Annotated in this window: 22 protein-coding genes; 6 read left to right on the forward strand and 16 right to left on the reverse strand. The window is 70.1% G+C overall.

From position 1 onward, the window contains the following. Nucleotides 1-14: 14 nt before the first annotated feature. The 9 genes from LDQ05_RS15145 to LDQ05_RS15185 all read right to left on the reverse strand — a co-directional run bounded on the left by LDQ05_RS15145 (nt 15) and on the right by LDQ05_RS15185 (nt 10,891). The gene (locus tag LDQ05_RS15145) at nt 15-1,313 is read right to left on the reverse strand and encodes a PucR family transcriptional regulator (protein ID WP_226437779.1); all 1,299 of its coding nucleotides are present in this window, start codon (nt 1,311-1,313) and stop codon (nt 15-17) included. Between the two features lie 152 nt (nt 1,314-1,465). Continuing rightward, the gene (locus tag LDQ05_RS15150; RefSeq protein WP_226437780.1) at nt 1,466-2,896 is read right to left on the reverse strand and encodes an acyl-CoA synthetase; all 1,431 of its coding nucleotides are present in this window, start codon (nt 2,894-2,896) and stop codon (nt 1,466-1,468) included. Nucleotides 2,897-2,901: 5 nt separating this feature from the next. Further along, nucleotides 2,902-3,594: a rhomboid family intramembrane serine protease gene (locus LDQ05_RS15155; RefSeq protein ID WP_226437781.1), complete on the reverse strand. Its 693-nt coding sequence runs from the start codon at nt 3,592-3,594 to the stop codon at nt 2,902-2,904. 50 nt (nt 3,595-3,644) lie between these two features. Continuing rightward, nucleotides 3,645-4,622, reverse strand: coding sequence for a proline dehydrogenase family protein (locus LDQ05_RS15160; protein WP_226437782.1), 978 nt, complete (start codon nt 4,620-4,622; stop codon nt 3,645-3,647). Further along, nucleotides 4,619-6,262, reverse strand: coding sequence for an L-glutamate gamma-semialdehyde dehydrogenase (gene pruA, locus LDQ05_RS15165; protein WP_226437783.1), 1,644 nt, complete (start codon nt 6,260-6,262; stop codon nt 4,619-4,621). The genes LDQ05_RS15160 and pruA overlap by 4 nt, the downstream gene beginning before the upstream one ends. A 180-nt stretch (nt 6,263-6,442) precedes the next feature. Further along, complete coding sequence (dapC, locus tag LDQ05_RS15170) at nt 6,443-7,552, reverse strand: succinyldiaminopimelate transaminase (RefSeq protein ID WP_226437784.1); 1,110 nt, start codon at nt 7,550-7,552, stop codon at nt 6,443-6,445. Nucleotides 7,553-7,558: 6 nt separating this feature from the next. After that, entirely contained in the window at nt 7,559-7,882 is a 324-nt protein-coding gene (gene fdxA / locus LDQ05_RS15175; protein ID WP_226437785.1) for a ferredoxin, read from the reverse strand. A gap of 155 nt (nt 7,883-8,037) precedes the next feature. Further along, on the reverse strand, nt 8,038-10,641 hold the full coding sequence (locus LDQ05_RS15180; RefSeq protein ID WP_226437786.1) for a bifunctional FO biosynthesis protein CofGH: 2,604 nt from the start codon (nt 10,639-10,641) through the stop codon (nt 8,038-8,040). 49 nt (nt 10,642-10,690) lie between these two features. Further along, nucleotides 10,691-10,891 carry an Rv3202a family protein gene (locus LDQ05_RS15185; RefSeq protein WP_226437787.1) on the reverse strand — a complete coding sequence of 67 codons (201 nt, stop codon included), beginning with the start codon at nt 10,889-10,891 and terminating at the stop codon, nt 10,691-10,693. Nucleotides 10,892-10,998: 107 nt separating this feature from the next. Between LDQ05_RS15185 and LDQ05_RS15190 the strand changes: the two genes are divergently transcribed. From LDQ05_RS15190 to LDQ05_RS15200, 3 genes are all read left to right on the forward strand, one after another. Further along, on the forward strand, nt 10,999-11,526 hold the full coding sequence (locus LDQ05_RS15190; RefSeq protein WP_226437788.1) for a PH domain-containing protein: 528 nt from the start codon (nt 10,999-11,001) through the stop codon (nt 11,524-11,526). Between the two features lie 65 nt (nt 11,527-11,591). Then, on the forward strand, nt 11,592-13,052 hold the full coding sequence (locus LDQ05_RS15195) for a PH domain-containing protein (RefSeq protein ID WP_226437799.1): 1,461 nt from the start codon (nt 11,592-11,594) through the stop codon (nt 13,050-13,052). Then, nucleotides 13,037-13,786, forward strand: a complete 750-nt coding sequence (locus tag LDQ05_RS15200) for a uracil-DNA glycosylase (RefSeq protein WP_372461126.1) — start codon at nt 13,037-13,039, stop codon at nt 13,784-13,786. The genes LDQ05_RS15195 and LDQ05_RS15200 overlap by 16 nt, the downstream gene beginning before the upstream one ends. Here LDQ05_RS15200 and LDQ05_RS15205 read toward each other — a convergent pair. The 5 genes from LDQ05_RS15205 to typA all read right to left on the reverse strand — a co-directional run bounded on the left by LDQ05_RS15205 (nt 13,749) and on the right by typA (nt 19,432). Further along, on the reverse strand, nt 13,749-14,183 hold the full coding sequence (locus LDQ05_RS15205) for a hypothetical protein (RefSeq protein WP_226437789.1): 435 nt from the start codon (nt 14,181-14,183) through the stop codon (nt 13,749-13,751). The genes LDQ05_RS15200 and LDQ05_RS15205 overlap by 38 nt on opposite strands. A 79-nt stretch (nt 14,184-14,262) precedes the next feature. Continuing rightward, on the reverse strand, nt 14,263-14,421 hold the full coding sequence (locus LDQ05_RS15210) for a hypothetical protein (protein ID WP_226437790.1): 159 nt from the start codon (nt 14,419-14,421) through the stop codon (nt 14,263-14,265). 106 nt (nt 14,422-14,527) lie between these two features. Beyond that, nucleotides 14,528-15,430, reverse strand: a complete 903-nt coding sequence (gene mshB / locus LDQ05_RS15215; protein ID WP_226437791.1) for an N-acetyl-1-D-myo-inositol-2-amino-2-deoxy-alpha-D-glucopyranoside deacetylase — start codon at nt 15,428-15,430, stop codon at nt 14,528-14,530. After that, complete coding sequence (locus LDQ05_RS15220; protein WP_226437792.1) at nt 15,427-17,463, reverse strand: ABC transporter family substrate-binding protein; 2,037 nt, start codon at nt 17,461-17,463, stop codon at nt 15,427-15,429. Before LDQ05_RS15220 ends, mshB begins: the two co-directional genes overlap by 4 nt. A gap of 76 nt (nt 17,464-17,539) precedes the next feature. Beyond that, the gene (gene typA, locus LDQ05_RS15225) at nt 17,540-19,432 is read right to left on the reverse strand and encodes a translational GTPase TypA (RefSeq protein WP_226437793.1); all 1,893 of its coding nucleotides are present in this window, start codon (nt 19,430-19,432) and stop codon (nt 17,540-17,542) included. Nucleotides 19,433-19,767: 335 nt separating this feature from the next. Here typA and LDQ05_RS15230 point away from each other — a divergent pair, with 335 nt between their 5' ends. Next, nucleotides 19,768-19,947, forward strand: coding sequence for a hypothetical protein (locus LDQ05_RS15230; RefSeq protein ID WP_226437794.1), 180 nt, complete (start codon nt 19,768-19,770; stop codon nt 19,945-19,947). A gap of 9 nt (nt 19,948-19,956) precedes the next feature. On the opposite strand, the gene LDQ05_RS15235 is transcribed toward LDQ05_RS15230, so the two are convergent. Then, nucleotides 19,957-20,370: a (deoxy)nucleoside triphosphate pyrophosphohydrolase gene (locus LDQ05_RS15235; protein WP_226437795.1), complete on the reverse strand. Its 414-nt coding sequence runs from the start codon at nt 20,368-20,370 to the stop codon at nt 19,957-19,959. 25 nt (nt 20,371-20,395) lie between these two features. Between LDQ05_RS15235 and LDQ05_RS15240 the strand changes: the two genes are divergently transcribed. Further along, nucleotides 20,396-20,683, forward strand: coding sequence for a 4a-hydroxytetrahydrobiopterin dehydratase (locus LDQ05_RS15240; RefSeq protein WP_226437796.1), 288 nt, complete (start codon nt 20,396-20,398; stop codon nt 20,681-20,683). Here the strand turns inward: LDQ05_RS15240 and LDQ05_RS15245 are convergent. Continuing rightward, nucleotides 20,628-21,872, reverse strand: coding sequence for a mannosyltransferase (locus LDQ05_RS15245; protein ID WP_226437797.1), 1,245 nt, complete (start codon nt 21,870-21,872; stop codon nt 20,628-20,630). The genes LDQ05_RS15240 and LDQ05_RS15245 overlap by 56 nt on opposite strands. Before the next feature lie 344 nt (nt 21,873-22,216). Between LDQ05_RS15245 and LDQ05_RS15250 the strand changes: the two genes are divergently transcribed. Further along, on the forward strand, nt 22,217-23,083 hold the full coding sequence (locus LDQ05_RS15250; RefSeq protein WP_443711612.1) for an Rv1157c family protein: 867 nt from the start codon (nt 22,217-22,219) through the stop codon (nt 23,081-23,083). Nucleotides 23,084-23,143: the final 60 nt, after the last annotated feature.

The raw sequence follows: 23,143 nt of genomic DNA on the forward strand, positions 1-23,143 counted from the left end.
GTGCGCACGGGTGGTCAGCGCACCGCGAGGATCTCGCGTTCCGCGGCCATCGACTCGAGCCGCCGCGCGGTGATCGCGGCCTGCAGCTGCCGCAGACCGGACGGCCGTGTCGGATCGAATCCCGTCAACTGCGCCACCCTCTTGAGCCGGTAGTCGACGGTGTTCGCGTGCACGTGCAGTGTGCGGGCCGTCAGCTGCCGGCTCAGGTCGTGCGCGATGTGGGTCTCGAGCGTCTCGACGAGCTCGGGTGCGTCGTCGAGCGGATCGAGCACGCGGGCCAGGTGCCGCCGGGCCGGGCCGGGCCGCGTCAGCTGATATTCGAGCGCCAGATCGTTCATGCCGTACGAACCGACCGGGCGACCCAGGTGCCGCACCAGATCGAGCAGCTCGTGTGCCTGCTTCGCGGCCGCCGGTACCTCGGGCACGGTGGCGTGCACCAAGGTGACCATCACCGACACACCCGCCACCGTCTCGATCCGGCGACGCAGATCGTCGACCGCGACCGTGGCCGACGCACCCGCCAGCAGCACCGTGCCGCCCTCGGGGCCCAGCAACGTGAGATGGGAGCCCTCGCAGAGCGCCTCGAGCTCGACCTCGACGCGGCGCAGAACCCTGCGGGCGACCACCTCGGGGCGCACGTGCGGATTGCGTTCGTCCGGGTGCCGAGCGAGCGACAGTGCGAGCACCGTGTAGGTCTCGGCGAGTTCGAGGCCCGACCGGCGCGCGACCGACTCGGCGTCGTGGCCCCCCAGGAGTGCGGCCACGAGTTCCTGCGCGGCGACGTCCCGCTCACGGCGGATGGCCTCGACCTCGGCCACGAATCCGGTGGTCGCCGCGACGGTGACGCGCTCGAGCAGCTCCATCCACAGCCGCGACGCGGCGGTGACCGACGCCACGTCGCCCTCTCGTGCGCGGTCGCTGACCAGCTCCCAGCTCACCCGGATCCCCTCGTGATACAGGCGCAGCATGTATTCGAGCCGGAATCCTGCGCGCGCCCACTGGGCGGCGCTGCCGCGCAGATCGGCGAGATCGGCATCGGACGGTAGCTCACCGTGGTCGAGCAGGCGGATCGCGATCCGCAGGCAACGCACGGTGACCTCGGTGACGTCGCCGCGCAGGGTCTCGCCGGCCCGCAGCGAGCACGGTGCGACGTTGTCGGCGAAGTGCGCGACCAGCCTGCGGGTCACACCCGCCAGGTCACGCAACGGCGCCGAGGCGGGTGTGCCGGCGATGACGAACACCGGCACCGAATCGGTCCTGCCGGTGGTCCCCTGCGCCCGCTCGACGTCCCGGACCTGATCCGTCAGAGTCATCCTCTAATCCCCCATCGACGTGAGTGGAACTACTTATTACTGTGCAGTAGCACAATCCGCCCGTTGTGTGACACATGCAACCCCCCAGCCCACTTTGCGTCGAGTTTCCGATCACAACCGCGACAGCCCGGAGAATTGTTCTGTCACACCGGTCACTGCAACAGTTTCTTCTGCACCTTTCCCATGGCGTTACGCGGCAGTGACCTCACTACCCGCACCTCGCGGGGGCGCTTGTGGACGGAGAGTCGCCCGGCCACCAGTTCGATCAATTCGTCTGCGACCACCTCCGGCCCGTCGTCGAAAGGCACCACGAACGCGACGATGCGCTGTCCCAGGTCACTGTCGGGCAGCCCGGCCACCGCCACCTCCCGCACCGCGGGATGCCCCAACAGCACCGTCTCGATCTCGCCGGCACCGACCCGGAAACCACCCGATTTGATCAGGTCCGTCGACTCACGACCCACGATCCCATGGAAGCCACCGGCATCGATCACCGCGACATCACCGGTGACGAACCAGCCGTCGTCGGTCCACGCCTCCGCGGTCGCCTCGGGACGGTTCAGATAGCCGTCGAACAGCATCGGTCCCCGCACCTGCAACACCCCGATGCTCTCGCCGTCGTGCGGCACGTCGCGCCCCTGCTCGTCGCGCAACCTCGTCTCCACCCCCGCGACCGGCGTCCCCACCCAACCGGGGCGTCGCTCACCGTCGACGCGGGTGCTCAGCGTCAGCATCGTCTCGCTCATCCCGTACCGCTCGATCGGGGTGAGTCCCGTCAACTCCCGGAGCCTCTCGAACACCGGTACGGGCAGCGGCGCACTCCCCGACACCAACAGTCGCGCACCGCTCAGGGCCCGCGCACAGTCCTCGTCCTCGACCATCCGCGTCCACACCGTCGGCACCCCGAAATACAGGGAACCGCCGGCCTCCGCGTAGGCCTGCGGAGTGGGCCTGCCGGTGTGGATCAACCGACTGCCCGTCCGCAACGCACCGACCACGCCGAGGATCAGTCCGTGGACGTGGAACAGCGGAAGCCCGTGCACGAGGGTGTCGCGGGCGCTCCAGTCCCATGCCTCCGCGAGTGCATCGAGCCCCGCCGCGACCGCGCGACGACTCAGCAGCACCCCCTTCGGCGCGCCCGTCGTCCCCGACGTGTACAGCACGAACGCGATCCGCGACGGATCCGGTTCCGGCACGTGATGCCAGTCGCGGGCGTGGAGACGCACCGGCAGCACCGGCAGTTCCGGAATCCCGTCGCCGGCGACCTCCGGAGCCGGACCGAGCCACGCCTGCGCACCCGAATCGGTCAGGATGTGTGCGAGCTCGGCCGGACCCGAATCCGGCGGCACCGGCACGACCGTCACACCGGCGAGCAGGCACCCGACGACCGCGACGACGGTCGTCGCCGTGGGCGTCGCGACGACCGCGACCCGGTCGGCGCGCGACACCCGCGCGGCGACCGCCGTCGCCGCTCCGAGCACGTCGCTGCGCGAGAGGGTGTGGCCGTCGATCCGGACGGCGTCGGGCACGTCGTCGCCCCGCGCGACGGCGATCGGATTCAGGGAACGAAGCAGAGCGGACACGACGATCACGATCCCACATCGCCGCGGGGTGCCGCGCCGGTGGGCACGGGCCTGTCCGGAGGCGGCAGAACCGTCCCCACCACCGCACCGAGGAGCATGCCGATGAGGACGGCGACGCCGTGCGCGTCGCCCCACGCGACGAGCCCGATCCCCACGACGAGCGTGACACCGGACGCGACGAGCAGGTAGCGGGCGGCCCCGACCACGGGCCACAGTCCCGCCACGGACGCGGCGAGAGCGAATGTCGCACCCGACGCCCCCGCACCGGACGACGGTTCGACGAACGACGTGAACAGCCCCCACAACAGTTGACCGACGACGAACAACCCCACCGCCCGATACCACCCCCACACGCGGACCGCGGCGATCGCGACGACGCCGAGGACCAGGAGATTCCCCACGGTCCCCGCGACCCCGCCGTACTGCACGAGCATCGAGGTCATCACCCGCCACCACTGGCCGTCGCGCACCCGGTCGGGGACGCGCACGAACACGTCCAGCAGATGCGGGAACACCAACCGGATCAGGGAGGGGATCGCGACGATCGTCCACAGCACGACCGCGGCGACCGGGGGCGGCCACCACCACGACCGCGCGGCGCGGTCGGTGCGCGGGTCCGGTCCCGCCACGAACGCCGTCACGATCACGAGGACGACGTAGAGCACCCACGAACGTGGATCGTCGCCGGCTGTGCTCACGAGCGCCAATGTACCGGCGGATGTACCGCCCGACGCCGACAGCTCACGGATCAGTCGCGACCGAGCACGGATCGGACGAAGAACCTCAGGTTCGACGGCCGCTCGGCGATGCGGCGCATCAGGTAGCCGTACCACTGCGACCCGTACGGCACGTACACCCGCATCCGCCGGCCCGCGCCCGCGAGTCGCAGCTGCTCACGGTCCCTGATCCCGAACAGCATCTGGTGTTCGAACCGGTCGGGGCCCCGACCGGCCTCCGCGCAGAGGGCATCGGTGAGCGCGATCATCGCCGGGTCGTGCGAGGCCACCATCGGATACCCGTCACCCTCCACGAGGATGCGCAGGCAACGGCGGTAGGACTCGTCGACGTCGGCGCGATCGCGGTACGCGACCGCCGCCGGTTCGTCGTAGGCGCCCTTGCACAGTCGCACCCGCGACCCCGCTCCGGCCAACTCCCGGCAGTCCTGTTCCGTCCGGTACAGATACGCCTGCAGCACCGCGCCGACCCACGGGTGGTCCCGGCGCAGTTCACGCACGATCTGCAGGGTGTCGTCGGTGACCGTGTGGTCCTCGGCGTCGACCGTCACCCACACCCCGGCGGTGTCGGCCGCCGAGCAGATCGCGCGAGCACGGTCGAGCGCGATCCGCGGGCCGTCGGCCCCCAGCGACAGACCGAGCGCGGTGAGTTTCACGGAGACCTCCACCGCCGGATCACCACCGAACACGGTGGACGCCCGCTCGCGTACGGCGCCCAACCCCGCGAGCAGCGCCCGGTACTCGTCGACGACGACGCGGGCCTGATCCGGGTCGAGGGTGTCCTCGCCCAGATGGTCGATGCTCACGGCCCGACCCGACGCCAGCAGACCTTCCGCGACGGCGAGCGCGGCCGGGAGGCTGTCGCCGGCGACGAACCGGTCGACGAGCCGCCGCGTGGGCGGTGCGGTGGTGACGAGACGGCGTACCCGCGAGGACCGTGCCGCGGCGAGGATCGCGGGCCGCAGCGGGTTCGACAGGACGGGGTGCGTCACGGTTCGGGTTCCATGTGCGGGTAGCGGTGATCCGTCGGCGGAACGAACGTCTCCTTGATGGCGCGCGGAGACACCCAGCGCAGCAGGTTCAGCGGCGACCCCGCCTTGTCGTCCGTGCCGGACGCGCGGGCACCCCCGAACGGCTGCTGCCCGACGACCGCGCCGGTCGGTTTGTCGTTGACGTAGAAGTTGCCCGCGGCGAAGCGCAGTGCCGACGCCGCCTGCTCGATCGCGGCACGATCCTGCGCGATCACCGCACCCGTCAACGCGTAGTCCGTTCCGCTGTCGATCATCCCGAGAACCCGCTCCCACGCCCCCGGCACGGTGTCGTCGTACAGGTGGATGCTCAGCAGCGGCCCGAAGAACTCCGTGCGCAGCGCCTCGTCGCCGGGATCGTCGACGAGCAGAACGGTGGGCCGCACGAACCAGCCCACCCACTGGTCGTAGCCCCCGCCCACCGCGATCTCCACGGACGCGCGGTCGCGGGCACGGTCGAGCGCGCGGACGACCTTCTCGTAGGCCGCACGGTCGATGAGCGCGCCCCCGAAGTTCGTCAGGTCGGTGACGTCACCGAAGGTGAGCGAGTCGACCTCGTCGAGGAAGGTCCCGCGCATCCGCGCCCACACCGACCGCGGCACGAATGCCCGCGACGCCGCGGAACACTTCTGGCCCTGGTACTCGAACGCGCCACGGATCAGTGCGGTGGACAACGCAGCCGGGTCGCAGGACGGATGCGCGACAACGAAGTCCTTGCCGCCGGTCTCCCCCACGATCCGCGGGTAGGACCGGTATCGGTCGATGTTCTCGCCGATCTGCCGCCACAGGTGCCGGAACGTGGCGACGGACCCGGTGAAGTGCAGGCCCGCCAGTCGCCGGTCGCGCAGAACCACGTCGGACACGGCGCGGCCGTCACCGGTGAGCAGGTTGATCACCCCCGGCGGCAGGCCCGCCTCCTCGAGCACAAGCATGGTCCAGTACGCCGCGAACGTCTGCGTCGGAGACGGTTTCCAGATCACCGTGTTGCCCATCAGCGCGGGCGCGGTGGGCAGGTTTCCGGCGATCGCCGTGAAGTTGAACGGTGTCACCGCGTACACGAAGCCTTCGAGCGGACGGTGGTCGGTGCGATTCCACACGCCCGTCGACGACCGCGGCTGTTCGGCGAGGATCTGCCGCGCGAAGTGCACGTTGAACCGCCAGAAGTCGACGAGTTCGCACGGCGCGTCGATCTCGGCCTGCTGCACCGACTTCGACTGCCCGAGCATCGTCGCCGCCGCGATCGTCTCGCGCCACGGACCGGCCATGAGATCAGCGGCGCGCAGCAGGATCGCGGCGCGGGCGTCGAACGGCATGTCACGCCACGCGGGTGCGGCGGCGGTCGCGGCCTCGATCGCCTCACCGGCCTCGGCGCCCGTCGCGGTGCGGTACGTACCCAGCACGCTGTGATGGTTGTGCGGTTGCACGACGTCCACCCGGTCGCCTTCGCCGTGCAGGTGTTCGCCGCCGATCACGTGCGGCAGGTCGCGGGGCTCGGATGTCAGCTCGGACAGCGCGTGTCGCAACCGTGCACGCTCGGGTGTCTCCGGTGCGTACGTGTGCACCGGCTCGTTGGTCGGCTCTGGAACAACAGTGACGGCGTCCATGGTGCCTCCTGGGCCCAGGGTAGCGCCGACACCGCGGACCGCGGGCCGAATATGCCACCGCGTCGCCCTCCCCCACCCCCGGCGGGGTGAGCGAGTGTATCGCTCGCTCGATTCGATCGATCGGGTGTACCACTCGCTCGGACGGGGGCAGGCGCAGGTACGGGGTGCGCGCCCCGCGGGTTACGTCAGGCGGTCGGCGGCAGCGGCGATGCGCTCGTCGGTCGCGGTCAGCGCGATCCGCACGTGCTGGACTCCACCCGGGCCGTAGAACTCGCCCGGCGCGACGAGGATGCCGCGCTCGGCGAACCAGTCGACGGTGCGGCGGCACTCCTCACCGCGGGTCGCCCACAGGTACAGGCCGGCCTCCGAATGGTCGACGGTGAAGCCGGCACCGCGGACCGCGTCGAGCAGGATCCGGCGACGTTCGCGGTAACGTTCGCGCTGAGCGTTCTCGTGCTCGTCGTCGTTCAGGGCCGCGGTCATCGCCGCCTGGATCGGCAACGGCAGCATCATGCCGGAGTGCTTGCGCACCTCGAGCAGGTCGGCCACCAGATCCGCGTCGCCGGTGACGAAACCGGCGCGGTAGCTCGCGAGATTCGACGTCTTCGACAGCGAATGCACCGCAAGCAGATTGGTGTGATCGCCGTCGCACACGCTCGGATGGAGGATCGACAGGGCCTCGCCCTCCCAGGTGAGCCCCAGGTAGCACTCGTCGGAGACGACGACCGCGTCGCGGGTACGCGCCCAGTCGACGACCTTGCGCAGATGCTCGAGCCCCAGGACCTTGCCGGTCGGGTTGGACGGCGAGTTCACGAACACCAGTGACGCGGTCTCCGGGCCCAGACGGTTGAGGCCGTCGGCGCGGATCAGTCGTGTGCGCGCCAACAACCCGCCGACCTCGTAGGTCGGATAGGCGAGTTCGGGGATGACGACGAGATCCGACGGCCCGAGACCGAGGAGCGTCGGCATCCAGGCGATCATCTCCTTGGTGCCGATCGCCGGAAGGACCGCGTCGTCCGACAGACCCGTGATGCCGTAACGCCGTGCGAGCGCACCCACGGCCGCGGCACGCAGCGCCGGGGTGCCGTGCGTCGTCGGGTATCCCGGTTCCTCCGCCACCGACGCGAGCGCATCACGGATCAGCGGATCCACCGGGTCGACCGGTGTCCCCACCGACAGGTTGACGATGCCGCCGGGATGCTCGGACGCGCGGGCCTTGGCCTCGGTCAGCGAATCCCACGGGAAATCCGGGAGATTCTTCGCGACCGACCGTCGCACACGTTCGGTCACTGCGACCTATTCCTCACCCATCGGAGGGAGGTTCTTCACGAACGGCGGGTCGTAGTCGACCTTGCCGAGCTTCGCGGCACCACCCGGCGAACCCAGATCCTTGAAGAAATCGATGTTGGCCTGCACGTACTCGGACCACTCGTCCGGCACGTCGTCCTCGTAGAAGATCGCCTCGACCGGGCAGACCGGCTCACAGGCTCCGCAGTCGACGCACTCGTCGGGATGGATGTACAGGCTGCGTCCACCTTCGTAGATGCAGTCGACGGGGCATTCCTCGATGCATGCCTTGTCCATCACGTCCACGCACGGTTCCGCAATCGTGTACGTCACTGCTGTTCTCCCTGCCTCTCTGTAAGCCCGCCGACCCTCACGGTCCCAGCGAATCGGGCGTAGTCGGCGCCCACCGCACACCAGTATCCCCCGCACGCCGACCACCCCCACCGCTTAGGGTGCCCTGACTTCGCCCGACGGAGGCGGGACGGATACTAGCGAGCAGAGATCCCGACTTCGCGGCGGGCGTACGCGGTGGTCCGTTCCCGAGCGGGACGGCCGATGCCCTCGGCGATCGCGACGAGCTCGGCGACGGTCTTCTCCGACCCGTGCTGCGACCCCGCCATCCGCGAGATGGTCTCCTCCATCAGCGTGCCGCCCAGGTCGTTCGCGCCGCCCTCGAGCATCGCCCGGGTGCCCTGGACACCGAGCTTGACCCAACTCGTCTGGATGTTGTCGACACGACCGTGCAGCATGACGCGCGCCAGTGCGTGTGCGGCACGATTGTCGCGCATCGTCGGGCCCGGCCGTGACGCACCCGCCAGGTACAGCGGCGACGACTGGTGCACGAACGGGAGCAGCACGAACTCGGTGAAACCACCCGTGCGGTCCTGGATGCCGCGCAGCACGTTCAGGTGACCCACCCAGTGGTGCGGCCGGTCCACGTGGCCGTACATCATCGTGGAGCTCGACCGCAGCCCCACCTCGTGCGCGGTGGTGACCACGTCGATCCATTCCGCGGTGGGCAGCTTGCCCTTCGTGAGCACCCAGCGCACCTCGTCGTCGAGGATCTCCGCGGCGGTACCCGGGATCGTGTCGAGGCCCGCATCCCGCAACTCGGTGAGCCAGTCCCGCAGCGACGTACCGCTGCGGGCGACCCCGTTGACGATCTCCATCGGAGAGAACGCGTGCACGTGCATCGACGGCACCCGCTGCTTGACGGCCCGCACCAGATCGGCGTACCCCGTCACGGGCAGTTCCGGATCGATACCGCCCTGCATACACACCTCGGTGGCGCCGGCGACGTGCGCCTCCCACGCCCGGTCCGCGACCTCCTGCGCCGACAGGGTGAACGCGTCGGCGTCGCCCTTGCGCTGCGCGAACGCGCAGAATCGGCATCCGGTGTAGCAGATGTTGGTGAAGTTGATGTTCCTGTTCACGACGTAGGTGACGTCGTCACCGACGGTGTCGCGGCGCAATCGGTCGGCGAGCGCGACCAGTGCCTCCAGTCCGGCACCGTCGGCGTTCGCGAGCGCGACGTACTCGGCGTCGGAGCAGCCGCCGGGGTCGCGTTCCGCGGACCTCAACGCCGACAGCACATCGCTGTCGAGGCGCACCGGCGCGGACTCGCCGAGCGCGAGGACCTGCTCACGCACCGTGTCCCAGTCACCGAATGCGCTGCCCAGGTCGGAGCGGGTCTCGGTGTTGCGGCCCGTCACGTCGATGTCGGAGTTCAGATCGACGCGCCCCGACGACTCCCAGTCGATGTCCGGCTCCTGCCAGGGCAGCCCCGAGGGGATCACGTCGCGGGCCAACCCGGTCTCCGCGTCGACGAGGGCGGCGACGTGCGTGCTGATCCGCGGGTCGATCCACGGCTGCCCGGCCAGCACGTACTCCGGCTGCGCGGCGACACGTTCGGTGAGGGTGAAGCCCGCGTCGGCGCTGAGCCGCGCGAGCGTGTCCAGGTTCGGCCACGGGCGTTCGGGATTGACGTGGTCGGGGGTCAGCGGCGACACGCCACCCCAGTCGTCGACGCCCGCCTCCAGCAGCGCGCGGCACTCGTCGAGCGACACCAGGTTCGGCGGTGCCTGGATGCGCATGCCGGGACCGAGCAGCAACCGGGCGACGGCGATCGCGGCACGGAACTCCTCGAGGTCGGCGTCGTCGCTGCCGCGCATCGCCGTGTCGTCCTTCGCGCGGAAGTTCTGCACGATGACTTCCTGGATGTGCCCGAACGCCTTGTGCGATCCACGGATCGCGAGGATCGATTCGGCACGCTCCGTGTACGTCTCCCCGATGCCGACGAGAATGCCCGTGGTGAACGGCACCGACAGTCGGCCCGCATCGGTGAGTACCCGCAGACGCACGGCCGGTTCCTTGTCGGGACTGCCGTGGTGACACTGTCCCTTCTCGGTGAACAACCTGTCCGAGGTCGTCTCGAGCATCATGCCCATCGACGGCGCCACCGGTTTGAGTTTCGAGATCTCCGACCAGCCCATCACCCCGGGGTTGAGATGTGGCAGCAGCCCCGTCTCCTCGAGCACCCGGATCGCCATGGCACGCACGTAGTCGATCGTCGAGTCGAATCCGCGCTCGTCGAGCCACTGCCGGGCCTCCGGCCACCGATCCTCCGGCCGGTCACCGAGCGTGAAAAGCGCTTCTTTGCACCCCAGTTCGGCGCCCTGTCGTGCGATCTCGAGGATCTCGTCCGGTTCGAGATACATGCCGTGGCCCTCGGCTCGGAGTCTGCCGGGGACGGTCACGAACGTGCAGTAGTGGCAGCGGTCGCGGCACAGCCGGGTGATCGGCACGAACACCTTCCGCGAGTACGTCACGGTGCCCGGTCGGCCCGCGGCCACCGCCCCCGCATCGCGGACCCGCGCCGCCGAGGCACACAGGTCGGCGAGGTCCGCGCCTCGCGCCTGTAGCAGCACGGCCGCCTCGTCGACGTTGAGCGTCATCCCGTCACGTGCCCTGCGCAGGGCGCGCCGCATCGCCGACGACGACGGACCGACGGTGTTCGGACGCACCGCCGGGGTCGGGAGCATCGTCGAGTTCCGGCCGGCGGAGTTCCCGGTGTCGGGTACGGAATCGCTCATTCGCCGATCATGCGCTCCGCCGGTAACGCATGCCACATCGGGGTCGGCATCACTCGTGCGGATAGTCGTCGTCCTGCGGAACCTCGCGGTACTGGTCGACGGTGTCGGCGGGATCCGATTCGAGTGGAACCTCCACCGGCAGCGAATCCTCGGGTTCGGGGTAGACGGGGGTTGCCTGCTCGATGCGATCGGCCTCCGAATCCTCGTCGGAGACGGCCTCGAACCCGATCGCGTCAGATGAATCGGTCATGTCGATCCTCCTCGTCGCGCCTGCGTGAAACGCCCGACCCTCGATACCGGGGAAGGTCTCGCCACCCAGCCTAACCTGGAAGCGGCGAAACGAACTCCGGGAGTGCGATGGTGAACGAGGACGCGGCCGCGACCGGCGGCGCGACGCGGGATGTGACGATGGCCGAGCCCGCGTGGCGGCCGAGCGCGCGCGCACCGGCGCTGTGGGCGATCAACGCGGCGCTGATGTGGATTCCGGTGGTGATCGCGCAGGTCGTGTGGGCGGTCCTCGACGGCGACCGTACCGAAGCGCACCTCGCCGCCGCCGCCGCGACCGTCGTGTTGGCGGGACTGCACATCGGGGTGGTTCCGCTGTGGCGGTACCGGGTGCACCGCTGGGAGATCAGCGACACCGCCGTCTACACACGCTCCGGATGGTTCACCCAGGAACGACGCATCGCACCGATCTCCCGCATCCAGACCGTCGACACCGAACGCGGCCCCATCGACCGATGGCTCGGCCTCGCCACCGTCACCGTCACCACCGCGTCGTCGGCCGGTGCGGTGGAGATCAGCGCACTCGACGCCGAGGTCGCCGACCACACCGTCGCCCGGCTCACCGCGATCGCCGGACGGGACGGAGCGGACGCCACGTGAACACCGACGTGTCCCGAACCGACGCGGCCGTCGAGGACGACGGTTGGCAGCGCCTCGACGCGAAGATGCTGCTGATCCACCCCGTCGAGGAGATCCTGAAACTCTTCCCCGTCCTCCTCGGGTCGATCGTGCTGGGCAGCAGCAGCGGCAACCCGTACTGGGGGCTCGGTGTCGCGGGAATCCTCGTCGTCGTCGGCATGCTCCGATGGTTCACCACCACCTACCGGGTCGGTCCCGTCCACGTCGAGCTGCGCCGCGGTCTGCTGCAGCGCCGCGAACTGTCCGTTCCGCGCGCCCGCATCCGTTCCGTCGACGTCGACCGGCGGGTCCTGCACAGACTGCTCGGCCTGGCCGTCCTGAAGATCGGCACCGGGCAGTCCACCTCGCGCGGCGACAACAACCGGTTCGAACTCAACGGCATCGCGAACACCGATGTCGACGCGCTGCGCGCCGAACTGCTCGCCGGTGGAGCCGCAACGCCCACGTCGCCGGACACGGCGTCGCACCCGGAGCCCGGTGCACCCCCGGTCGTCGAGACCGAACTCGCGCGGTTCCGTCCCGCGTGGGTCCGGTACGCCCCGCTGTCGGCGACCGGACTGATCGGCATCGCCGCGCTCGTGGGGTTGGCCTTCCAGTACGGCATCGGCGAGCGCCTGTCGGACTCGCCGACCGTCGCCCGCGGTGTCGAGGCCGCCGAAGCCGCCGGACTGTTCGTGGTCGCGGTCGTCGCCGTGGTCGTGCTGCTCGCCGCCGCCTCCGTGATCGCGTGCGTACGCTACATCGTCCTGTACGGGAATCTGCGGGTCACCGACGACGGCCGCATGCTCCGCGTCGGCTACGGGTTGCTGCGGGTGCGCCACAGCACCCTCGACCGCGCGCGACTGCGCGGTGTCGTGCTGAAGGAACCGCTGGCGTTGCGTCTGGCCGGCGCCGCCCGACTCGACGCGATCATGACGGGTGTCGCCGCCGAACACGGCGGATCGTCGCTGGTGTTGCCGTCCGCACCCGCGGACGAGGTCGATTCCGTCGCCGCGGCGGTCCTCACCCGCAACGGTCCGCTCCGCAGCGCACTCGTCGCGCACGGGCCCGGCGCGCGGCGACGACGCTTCACGCGGGCGCTGGTTCCCGCCGCGGTGGTCGCCGCCGCCCTGATCACCGTTCCCGCCGTGCTCGGCCGCCCGCTTCCGGTCGCGGGGGCCGTCGTCACCGCGGCGGTGCTCGTCGGCGCGGCGACGGCCCTCGCCTGGGACCGGTACCGCGGCCTCGGCCACGCGGTCGCCGACGGCTGCCTCGTATCGCGGCAGGGCTCCCTCGACCGCAGCCGCGTCTGCCTCGACTCCGACGGCATCATCGGCTGGACCGTGCGGCAGTCGTTCTTCCAACGACGCGCCGGCGTCGCGACCGTGATCGCGGCGACACCCGCCGGATCGGGACACTACGAGGTCGTCGACATGCCGGTCGCCGAGGTGTGGTCGCTGGTCGAGTCGGTGACACCGGGAGCCGGTGACATATGGGCGCGACGGTGATCGATCCGTGGCGCCGACCCGGCGCGGACACCCTCGGCAGCATGGACGAGTTGCTCGTCGACTGCCGTGCGTGCCCGCGGCTGGTGGCGTGGCGGGAGCAGGTCGCTCGGGAGAAGCGGGCGGCGTTCCGCGACGAGGTGTACTGGGGTCGCCCCGTCCCCGGGTTCGGTCCCGTGGATGCCGCGCTGCTGATCGTCGGTCTCGCACCGGCCGCGCACGGCGCGAACCGGACGGGCCGGATGTTCACCGGAGACCGGTCGGGAGATTTCCTGTACGCCGCGATGTACGAGGCGGACCTCGCGTCGCAACCGACCGCGACGCGTATCGGCGACGGACTGGAGTTGTTCGGCACCCGCATCACCTCGCCGGTGCACTGCGCCCCGCCGGCGAACAAACCGACCGTCGTCGAACGGAACACCTGCCGGGGCTGGCTCGAGCAGGAACTGGCGCTGCTCGCACCCACCCTCCGCTCGGTCCTGGTGCTCGGCGGATTCGGCTGGCAGGCACTGTTGCCCGTTCTCGGCTCGTCGGGATGGGCGATCCCGTCGCCGCGCCCGAAGTTCGCGCACGGCGCGCACACCGTCCTCGCTCCCACCGGCGACGACCGCGCACCGCTGAACCTGTTCGGCTGCTATCACGTGAGCCAGCAGAACACGTTCACCGGCAGACTCACCCCGCAGATGACGACGGAGGTGCTCAGGGCTGCGGCGCAGGCTGCCGGGTTGCCGCGGTGATCGCCTTGATCCGCGCCGAGAACAGATAGGCGCCGCCCGCGCCGAGCGCGGCGATCGGGAGCAGCAGCATCCGCCAGTCCGCCATCACGAGCTGGTCGCTCCCGGGTCCGCCCATCAGACACAGCAGGAAGGCGACACCCCACGCGACGAGCGGCCACAGCGCCGTTCGCGTCGACCCGGTCTCCCGGTGCACAGCCATCACGAGCACCAGGTTGACGCAGGCTGCCAGCAGGATCGTGATCGGGAACGGCACCGGCCCTATGTACAGCCCCAGGAAGAGCACCGACAGGATCGCGCACAGCGCACCGTCGGCGATGAGCAGTGCGACGACGCCGCGGCGGGGGGCCTGCGGCGACGCGGGGACGTCGGGCAACGCTGTTGCGGGATCGACGGTCATCGTTCCATCGTGCGCGACCGCTCCCCCGCGCGCCACACCGGGGCTCACGGGGCGCACCGTGTCGGGGGTTCTGCGGCACTCATGCCACCGGCGGATACCCCATGGCGGTGAGCAGATGCGACATCTGCTCCGCGAACCCGTGCAACGAGTTCCAGTATGCGGTGTGGATCTGATCGGAGTACGGGCGCAGCGCATCGACGAGCGCGTTGATCTGGTTCTGGACGGACCAGTTGTACACGGGTGATCCCCCTCTGCGGAACGTGCCGGACAGGCGCCGATGTGATCGACATCACGTTATCAGCGGTGTCGCGTCCGGTGAATCGCTCGGGGGACGATCACAGCCGTCAGGCGAACAGGTCGTGTTCGCGGCCCGCCGCGTCCACCGCCCCGAGCGTGCCTCGTACCAGGCGGAAGTGTTCCTCCGCCAGCACGGGCTGGGCGATCAGATTCGACAGCGCGAAGTGCCGTCCGTCCGGTGCGACGATCACCTGGGTGGCGTGTGCGGACATCGCGGCTCGTTTGGCGTCGAGGACACCGGAGACGTCGACGACGGTGGTCACGTCCCCGTCGGGCACCGTCGCCAGTTCCCCGACCCCGGGGCGGCGCCAGCCGTCCGGGAGGTCACCGATGTCGCCGATTCCGGCCGCGACGGCGGATTCCTCGGTCACCGTCCAGTAGAACTTCGCCGGTTCCCACGGATCACCGGCATCCGGGTACACGGCGGCGCCGGCGAGCTCCACCGCTGCCGTCACCCGGTCGTGTACCGCGATGTGATCGGGGTGGCCGTACCCGCCGAACGGATCGTAGGTGACGACGACGTGCGGGCGGACGCTGCGCATGACGGCGATCAGCGCGACGACGGCCTCGTCGCGGTCGGCGTTGACCCACGCGCGTGGGTTCGCCGCCGACGGAGTGCCGGCCATACCGGAGTCCCGCCAGTGTCCGGCGCCACCGAGGAAACAGGGTTGGCCCGCACCCAGCGCGTCCAGCGCACGGCCGAGTTCGAGGATGCGGTAGCCGCCGAGTTGGTCGGCGCGGTCGGCGGTGAGCTGCGCCCACTCGTCGCCGATGACCTCGCCTTCCTCCCCCAGGGTGCAGGTGACGACGGTGACGTCGACGCCCTCGGCGGCGTACTTGGCGATGGTTCCGCCGGTGGTCAGCGTTTCGTCGTCGGGATGCGCGTGGACCAGCAGGAGCCGGCGCGCTCCTTCGTCCGATCCTGTGATGGGCGCTGCGGGTCCGGTCACGATGTCCTCCTCTGCCAGACGTGTGCATCCGCGACGATCCCGGCGGACACCGCGCCGGCGAGCGAGACACCGTCGACGTCCGGTCCCGCCGCGACGACCGCGCGACCCTGCACCAGGGGCAGATTCACCGCGAGATCCCACAGCTTCGGCTGTGCTGCGGTCAACACGGCGCGGGCGTCGACCTCGCCGCGCATCGCGGCCTCGAGATCGGGTTGCAGTGTCGGATCGCAGGCACCGGAGAGATTGCTGGGGGCCTCGAGCTGGGCGCGCGCTTCGTCGATCTCGTCTCCCGGGTCGCCCGGGTCCCGGTCGTCCGGGCCACTGCCGGTGGGATCGCTGCCGTCCCGTCCCGGCTCCTCCCGCACGATGTCGCCACCCCGGCCCCCGGACTCCGCGGGCGCCGTCGCGGTCGGCGTCGGATCAGCACCGGCCGTGGCCGCGCCCGCCTCCCCCGAGCCATCCACCTCCACGGGAAGCGCAGGTGGGCAACCGAACCGGGACATCGCGATGGTGGCCGGATCGTCACCGACACGCATCCATCCGACGACGGCGTGCACGGTGCCGTCGACGAGCGCGTCGCCGTACAACTCGTCCGGCGGCAATTCGAGGACCGTGGCGGCGACACCCGCCTCGACCAGCAGATCGGCGGACGTCCGCGCCACCGCGATCGCGGTGACGTCGTCCTCCGGCACGCCGAGTACGAAGAGGAACGGAACCCCGTCACGTACCAGACCGACCGCCGGGGCCGTGGTCTCGACGGACAGTTCGGGCGCCGGCGGTGCTCCGTCGGTGGTGGTTGCGTCGGTGTCGCCGGGGGCCAGGTCCGGGCCGGCGGGAGCGTCGCCCGGCGGATCCGGCACGAGCACCGGCAGCGCGGCGGGAACGTACCCGGCTTCGGCGAGCAGACCGAGGGCCTCCTCGCGGGTGGGTCGCGGCGGCATCGACGGCTCGTAACCGGCGCCGGACGGGGCGAAGACCTGCGCCCGGGCCGGCACGACCGCCGACTCCGAACCGGCGGCGACCACGGACAGCAGATCGGGGTCGAGCAGGCCCAGTACCCCGCGCCGCACCCGGGGATCGGTGAGCTCGGGCACGCGGGTGTTGAGGGTCAGTTCGAGGGTCCGGGGCTGCAGCTGAATCCCGGTACGGACGCCCGGTACGGCATCGAGTTGCATCTGCAGAGCAGCACCGCCGCTCACCTGCGCCACCTGGGTGTCTCCGCTGCGCATCGAATCCGCGAGTTGCGACGCGGTTCCGCCACGCCGCATGAGGATCTCGTCGGGAATCGCGGGTTCACCCCAGAAACGGTCGTTGCGTTCGAGCAGCACCTCCCCGCGCCCGCGGTCGACGGACTCCACACTGAACCGTCCGCCGGACACGGGGATCGATTCGGACAGTCCGGTGGCGAACCCTCCCGGGGTGTCCTTGACGAGGTGCGCGGGCAACAGGTCGGCGAACAATTCCCGCCACGCCGGGTAGGACTCACGCATCGTGACGGTGACCGTCTTGCCGCCGTCGGAGGATTGCACACCGTCGATGAGCCGGTACCCGGCGGCGTCGACGACGCCCGGCCTGGTGATCATCTGCTGCCACAGATAGTGGAAGTCCTCGGCCGCGATCGGCGCGCTGTCCGACCATTGCGCGTCCGTGCGCAGCCGGTAGGTGATCGTGAACGGCTCCTGCGAGGTGACCTCGGCGGAGACCAGAACGGAGGTGTCCGGCACCCACTCGGTCACGGCCGGGTCGTTCGGGCTCGGCACGGCACGGAACGCGCTGGGCAGAACGAGTTCCGCGACGGCATCGGCGACGGGCGACTGGTCGGACAGCAGGTGCGGGTTGAAACCCGCGCCCACCCCGTCGATCGCGACGACGACTGTGCTGCGTTGCGGCGCGGGAACCGGCGTGCTGGTGGTCTCGACCTGCTCGACCGGCGGTGGCGGATCCGCGGTGCACGCCACCAATGACACCGCGACGGCCGCGACGGCGACGGGCAGCACCCGGCGTGTGCGGCGGGTGACGCGCGAACGCGACAACTCCGTGCTCCTCTCGTCGGACGACAGGTATGTCGCGGCCCCGGAAGCCGATGCTGCCGGGGCCGCGGACACATCACTACTTGCCGGCGTTGCGTGCCTTCTCCCGCGAGCGCGCCCGCGCGCGGTCGGTGGCGGACAGGTGCACCTTGCGCACGCGGATCGCCTCGGGCGTGACCTCGACGCACTCGTCGGCAGCACAGAACTCGAGCGCCGCTTCCAGGGTGAGTTCGATGGGCTTCGCGAGGGTCTCCATCACGTCCGCCGTCGACGAACGCATGTTCGTGAGCTTCTTCTCGCGGGTCACGTTGATGTCGAGGTCCTCGGCACGGGGGTTGATCCCCACGACCATGCCCTCGTACGTGTCGCTGCCCGGCTCGACGAAGAACGTGCCGCGGTCGGCGAGCTGGATCATCGCGAACGGCGTGACCGATCCGGCACGGTCTGACACGAGCGAACCGGTGTGGCGGGCCCGGATCTCACCGGCCCACGGCGCGTAGCCGTGGAAGATCGCGTTCGAGATGCCGGTGCCGCGGGTCTCGGTCAGGAAGTCGGTGCGGAAACCGATGAGACCGCGGGACGGGATGATGAACTCCATGCGGACCCAGCCGGTGCCGTGGTTCGTCATCTGGACCATCTTGCCCTTGCGGTTCGCGAGCAGCTGGGTGATCGCACCGAGGTACTCCTCGGGGCTGTCGACGGTCAGTTCCTCGAAGGGCTCGTGCAGTTTGCCGTCGACGGTCTTGGTGACCACCTGGGGCTTACCGACGGTCAGCTCGAAGCCTTCACGGCGCATCTGCTCGACGAGGATCGCGAGGGCCAGCTCACCGCGACCCTGGACCTCCCACGCGTCGGGGCGGCCGACGTCGAGGACGCGCAGCGACACGTTGCCGACGAGTTCGGAGTCGAGGCGGGACTTGACCATGCGGGCGGTGAGCTTGTGGCCCTGCACGCGGCCGACCAGCGGCGACGTGTTGGTGCCGATGACCATCGAGATGGCCGGCTCGTCGACGGTGATGGTGGGGAGCGCGACCGGGTTCTCGACGTCGGCGAGGGTGTCACCGATCATGATGTCGGGGATGCCGGCGACGGCGACGATGTCGCCGGCGACCGCTTCCTCACCGGGCTGACGCTCGACGCCGACGGTCTTGAGGAGCTCGGTGATCTTGACGGTCTTCACGCCGTCCGCGTGCATCCACGCGACGTTGTCGCCCTTGCGGAGCTTGCCGTTGTGGATGCGCAGCAGCGCGAGCCGGCCGAGGAACTCGGAGGCGTCGAGGTTGGTCACGTGCGCCTGCAGCGGCGCGTCCGGGTCGCCCTTCGGGGCCGGGATGCAGTCGAGAAGCACCTCGAAGAGCTCGTCGAGGTTCTCCGCGTCGGGAACCTGACCGTTCTCGGGCTGCTTCCGGCTGGCCTTGCCCTCGCGGCCGGAGGCGTACAGCACCGGCAGTTCGAGGGCCAGTTCGGCAGCCTCGGCGGCCTCGTCGTCGAGGTCGGACGCGAGGTCGAGCAGCAGTGTCTGGCTCTCCTCGACGACCTCGGCGATGCGGGCGTCGGGACGGTCGGTCTTGTTGACGACCAGGATGACGGGCAGCGACGCGGCGAGGGCCTTGCGCAGCACGAAACGGGTCTGCGGCAGCGGACCCTCGGACGAGTCGACGAGGAGCACGACACCGTCGACCATCGACAGGCCGCGTTCGACCTCGCCGCCGAAGTCGGCGTGGCCGGGGGTGTCGATCACGTTGATGACCGTGACACTGCCGTCGCCGTGGTGACGGTGCACAGCGGTGTTCTTCGCGAGAATGGTGATGCCCTTCTCGCGTTCGAGGTCGCCGGAGTCCATGACGCGGTCGACGAGTTCCGCGCGTTCCGCGAATGCTCCCGACTGGCGCAGCATGGCGTCGACGAGGGTGGTCTTGCCGTGGTCGACGTGCGCGACGATGGCGACGTTCCGAAAATCAGCGGTGCTCACGCGATAGCTCTCCTGGCTGTAGTCCGGCCACACGGCACTGGACCCGGTCGGCACCTCGCCCGTACGGCGCACTTCTTCGTGGGCCGCGACGCGAATGCGAGACACCCGGCGCGGACGCGTACGGTCCGAGCAGGCACTGCGGCCACGAATACCCTACAGGTAATGCCGTGGTGCCCGTTGCCACCCGCGACCATCGACCCAGCTCACAGCGCACCGGCGTGATGTTCGACACGTCCGGGGGCGGCGGGTACGCGGGAACGGTCACGCCGCTTGGCCCGCCACATGAGGGAACGCTAACCTCACCTGACGCGGGTGCCGGACGAAAGCGGGCGACGATGGGCAAGAAGATCAAGGTGAGCAAGGTCGCCGACCTGAAGCCGAAGAAGAAGTGCTGCCGAAAGAAGACCCGCTGCCTGAAATGCCCCGTCGTCGTCATGCGGATGAAGCGGGTCCGCGACGACGGCCTGAGCAAGAAGGAACTTCGCAAGCACCTCGAGCGGGCCCGCGCCGCCTGAACCCGCGACTCACCGCGCAAGCATCGCGCGCAGGTCCGGCAGCCACACCCGGTCGGCGGCGACGAGTTCGGCCTCCATCGTCGCCAGCACGTCGGCCGTCACCCACCGCAGCGCCGCGTGATCGAGGGGCGCGGGCACACCGTCGACGAGTTCCACGCGGTACGCGCACAGCACCGCGCCGTTCGCGAGCGTCACCGCCGCACCGAATCTGCGAGCGCCGCGCACCTCGACACCGAGTTCCTCCCGGAGTTCACGACGCAGCGCATCCTCGACCGTCTCGCCCGGCTCGACCTTCCCGCCGGGCAACTCCCACAGCCCGGCCAGTTCCGGCGGCCGGTTGCGCTGGGCGAGCAGCACCCGGCCGTCGCGGACGACGGCGCCCGCCACCACGTGCACGTCCGAGGCCGGGGTCGTTGCGGTCATGCCGTGCATCGTCGCAGAATCGGATATGGCCCAGTTGCTCACGGACGGCGAAATCGATGCCGCCCTGTCCGACCTCCCGCACTGGCACCGGGCCGGCGACGCCCTGGTGCGCACCGTCGAGTCCGCCACCTTCCCCGAGGCGATCGCCCTCGTGGGCCGGGTGGCCGAAGCCGCGGAGGAGGTGAACCATCACCCCGACATCGATATCCGCTGGCGTCGCGTCACCTATTCGCTGAGCACGCATTCGGCGGGTGGCATCACGGCAGCGGATCCCGCACTCGCTCGCCGGATCGACGAGTTGGCCGGTCCGTGACCGATCCCGTGATCCGCGACGACACGATCAGCCACACGTAGACCGCGATCGCCGCGGCGACGTTCGCCATGCCCAGCCACGCGAACAACGCAGGTCGTCCGACGTCCCAGATCGACGGCTGGGCGTAGCTGAGCAGCCACACCGCACCCACCGCGGTCAACGCCGCCCAACCGCCGGCGACGATCCGGGCACCGCGCAGCCGTGACGGCGGCCCGTACACGAGCCACAGGAGCATCGGGATCACCCACACCCAGTGGTGCACCCACGAGATCGGCGACACGAGCAGACCGAACAGTTGGACGATCACCAGGGTGCCGAGACGATCGTCGGCGCCGAGCGTGCGCCAGGCCGCGACCGCGAGCGCCGCGCACACGAGCACCGCGGCCACCCAGACCGGCCCGGTCCCGACGTCGTGCCCGACGATGCGGCTCAACGCACCCCGCAGCGACTGGTTCCACACCGAGCCGACGGGGCCGATCCGGTCGGCGTCGCCGAGCAGCGACGTGAAGTACAGGCGCCCCTGTTCGCCGAGCACCCACACGCTCACCGCGACGGTCGCGCCGAACACCACGGCCGAGAACACCGCGGCACCCCAGCGTCGGCGCGCCACGAAGTACAGGCCGGTGATGGCGGGGGTGAGTTTGATGCCGGCGACGAGTCCGACGAGCCCGCCCGACACCCACCAGCGGTTGCTGCGCACCGCGACCATGACCGCGAGCACGAGGAAGACGTTGACCTGTCCGTAGTCGAGAGTTGTGCGCACCGGCTCGGACCACACCCCGATCGCCGTCCACACCAGCGCGATGGACGTCCACCGCCGGTTGCGGGCCTCGTCGCGGCCCACGAGCAGTTCGATGGCGATGCGGACGACGCCGAACAGCGCCGCAACGGTGAGCAGTTGCCATGCGATCCCCAACGGCACGAACGGGAGGTGGTGCAGGGGCAGGAACACCAGTGCCGCGAACGGCGGGTACGTGAACGGCAACGGGAAGTCCGGTGTGTACCGCGCGAACGTGAACTCGTAGAGGTCGCCGCTCAGGATCGCGGCCGAGCCCTCCACGTAGACGTGCAGGTCGACGAGGTTGAGTCCGTTCGGGGTCAGGAAGCCCCAGGCGAGCCGCAGGATCACGGCGACGGCCAGCAGGCCGGCGCACCACCACGGCGACCGGACACGAACCCGTTGCAGCACAGCGGTGCAGCCTCCCGTCTCGTCGTCCGGTGCTCGGACCCGGCGCCACAGGCTACCGGGGTGGGCCTGCCGACGAGAAACCGTCGTTCACTCTTGTAACAATATTATCTCTCGTCACACCCACCTGGTATTCGAGGCGTTACCGTCTACCGCAGACCACCATTCGACACACCCTGTGGCTACACTCCCCGCCGGTGGCGAGTTGCTTCCCGATGGGCGCGCCGCTTGTCCCGAACGGGGGGCCTACATAGAGTGTCACCTCGAGCCGTCAGCATCTGGCTGCCCGTCCAGGACACCGGATGCATCAACGACAAGGATGGGGAACAGTGCTTCGTACTCGAGGATTGCGAGGGACGCTCACAGCGTGTGCACTCGCCGCCGCTGCGGGACTCGCCGTACCGTCGGTGGCCTTCGCGCAACCCGCACCACCCACACTTCCGGATCTGGCCCAGCTCGCCGGACTCCCCGAGTTCAGCGTGCCCGCAGATCTGTCCGTCGAGTCGCTGCTGGGGCTGCTTCCCGCCGTCGAGGCTCAGCCCGAGCAGGCCGAAGCACTCGCGTCCCTCGCTCCCGCGATCGTCGGTGCAGCAGCGGGCCCGGCCGACGTGGCCGGGGCGCACGACGTCGCCGACCCGCGGGCCGATCTGCTCGCGCAGGCCAAGGATCTCCTCGCGAACTCCGACCTGCCCGACTCCGTCAAGGCCACGCTCACCCGCGTGATCACCTTCCTCGACGGCAGCGGCGGCGGCGGACCGGACCTGCCGGAGTCGGGCGAGGTCACCATCTCGCAGTTCCTGTACCCGACCCTCGGGCAGGACTGCATCGGTGACGGCGCGGACTCGGTCGGAACGGCCCTCGCGGTCGCGGGTCCCGCCATGCTCCCGCCGCCCGGCCCCGGGGCCGGACAGACCGGCTTCGTCTTCACCGCGCTGGGCACCGCACCGTCGGTCGACGCTCCGGCGGAGGAGCTGACGGTCAGCTGGCTCAACGTGTCCAACGGCCGTACCGGTACCCAGCCGCTGACCAACGCCGAAGGCCTCAACCCCGACGGACCCACCACCCTCTCCGCGATCGCGGACACCGGTCCGGGTCAGGTCGTGGCCGTCATCTCCGGTGGAATCACCACCCAGGAAGAGGGCAGCGACGCCCGCTCGTGCACCTTCCTCCCGACGCTGGGCCTCGTCTCGGTGCCCGCCGTCCCGGCCCCCTGAGGTCCGACCTCCCGAAGAACACCCGCACGTCGACGATGCCGCCGGAACACCGTTCCGGCG

The sequence above is a fragment of the Rhodococcus yananensis genome (assembly GCF_020515525.1).
Lineage (GTDB): Bacteria > Actinomycetota > Actinomycetes > Mycobacteriales > Mycobacteriaceae > Rhodococcus > Rhodococcus yananensis.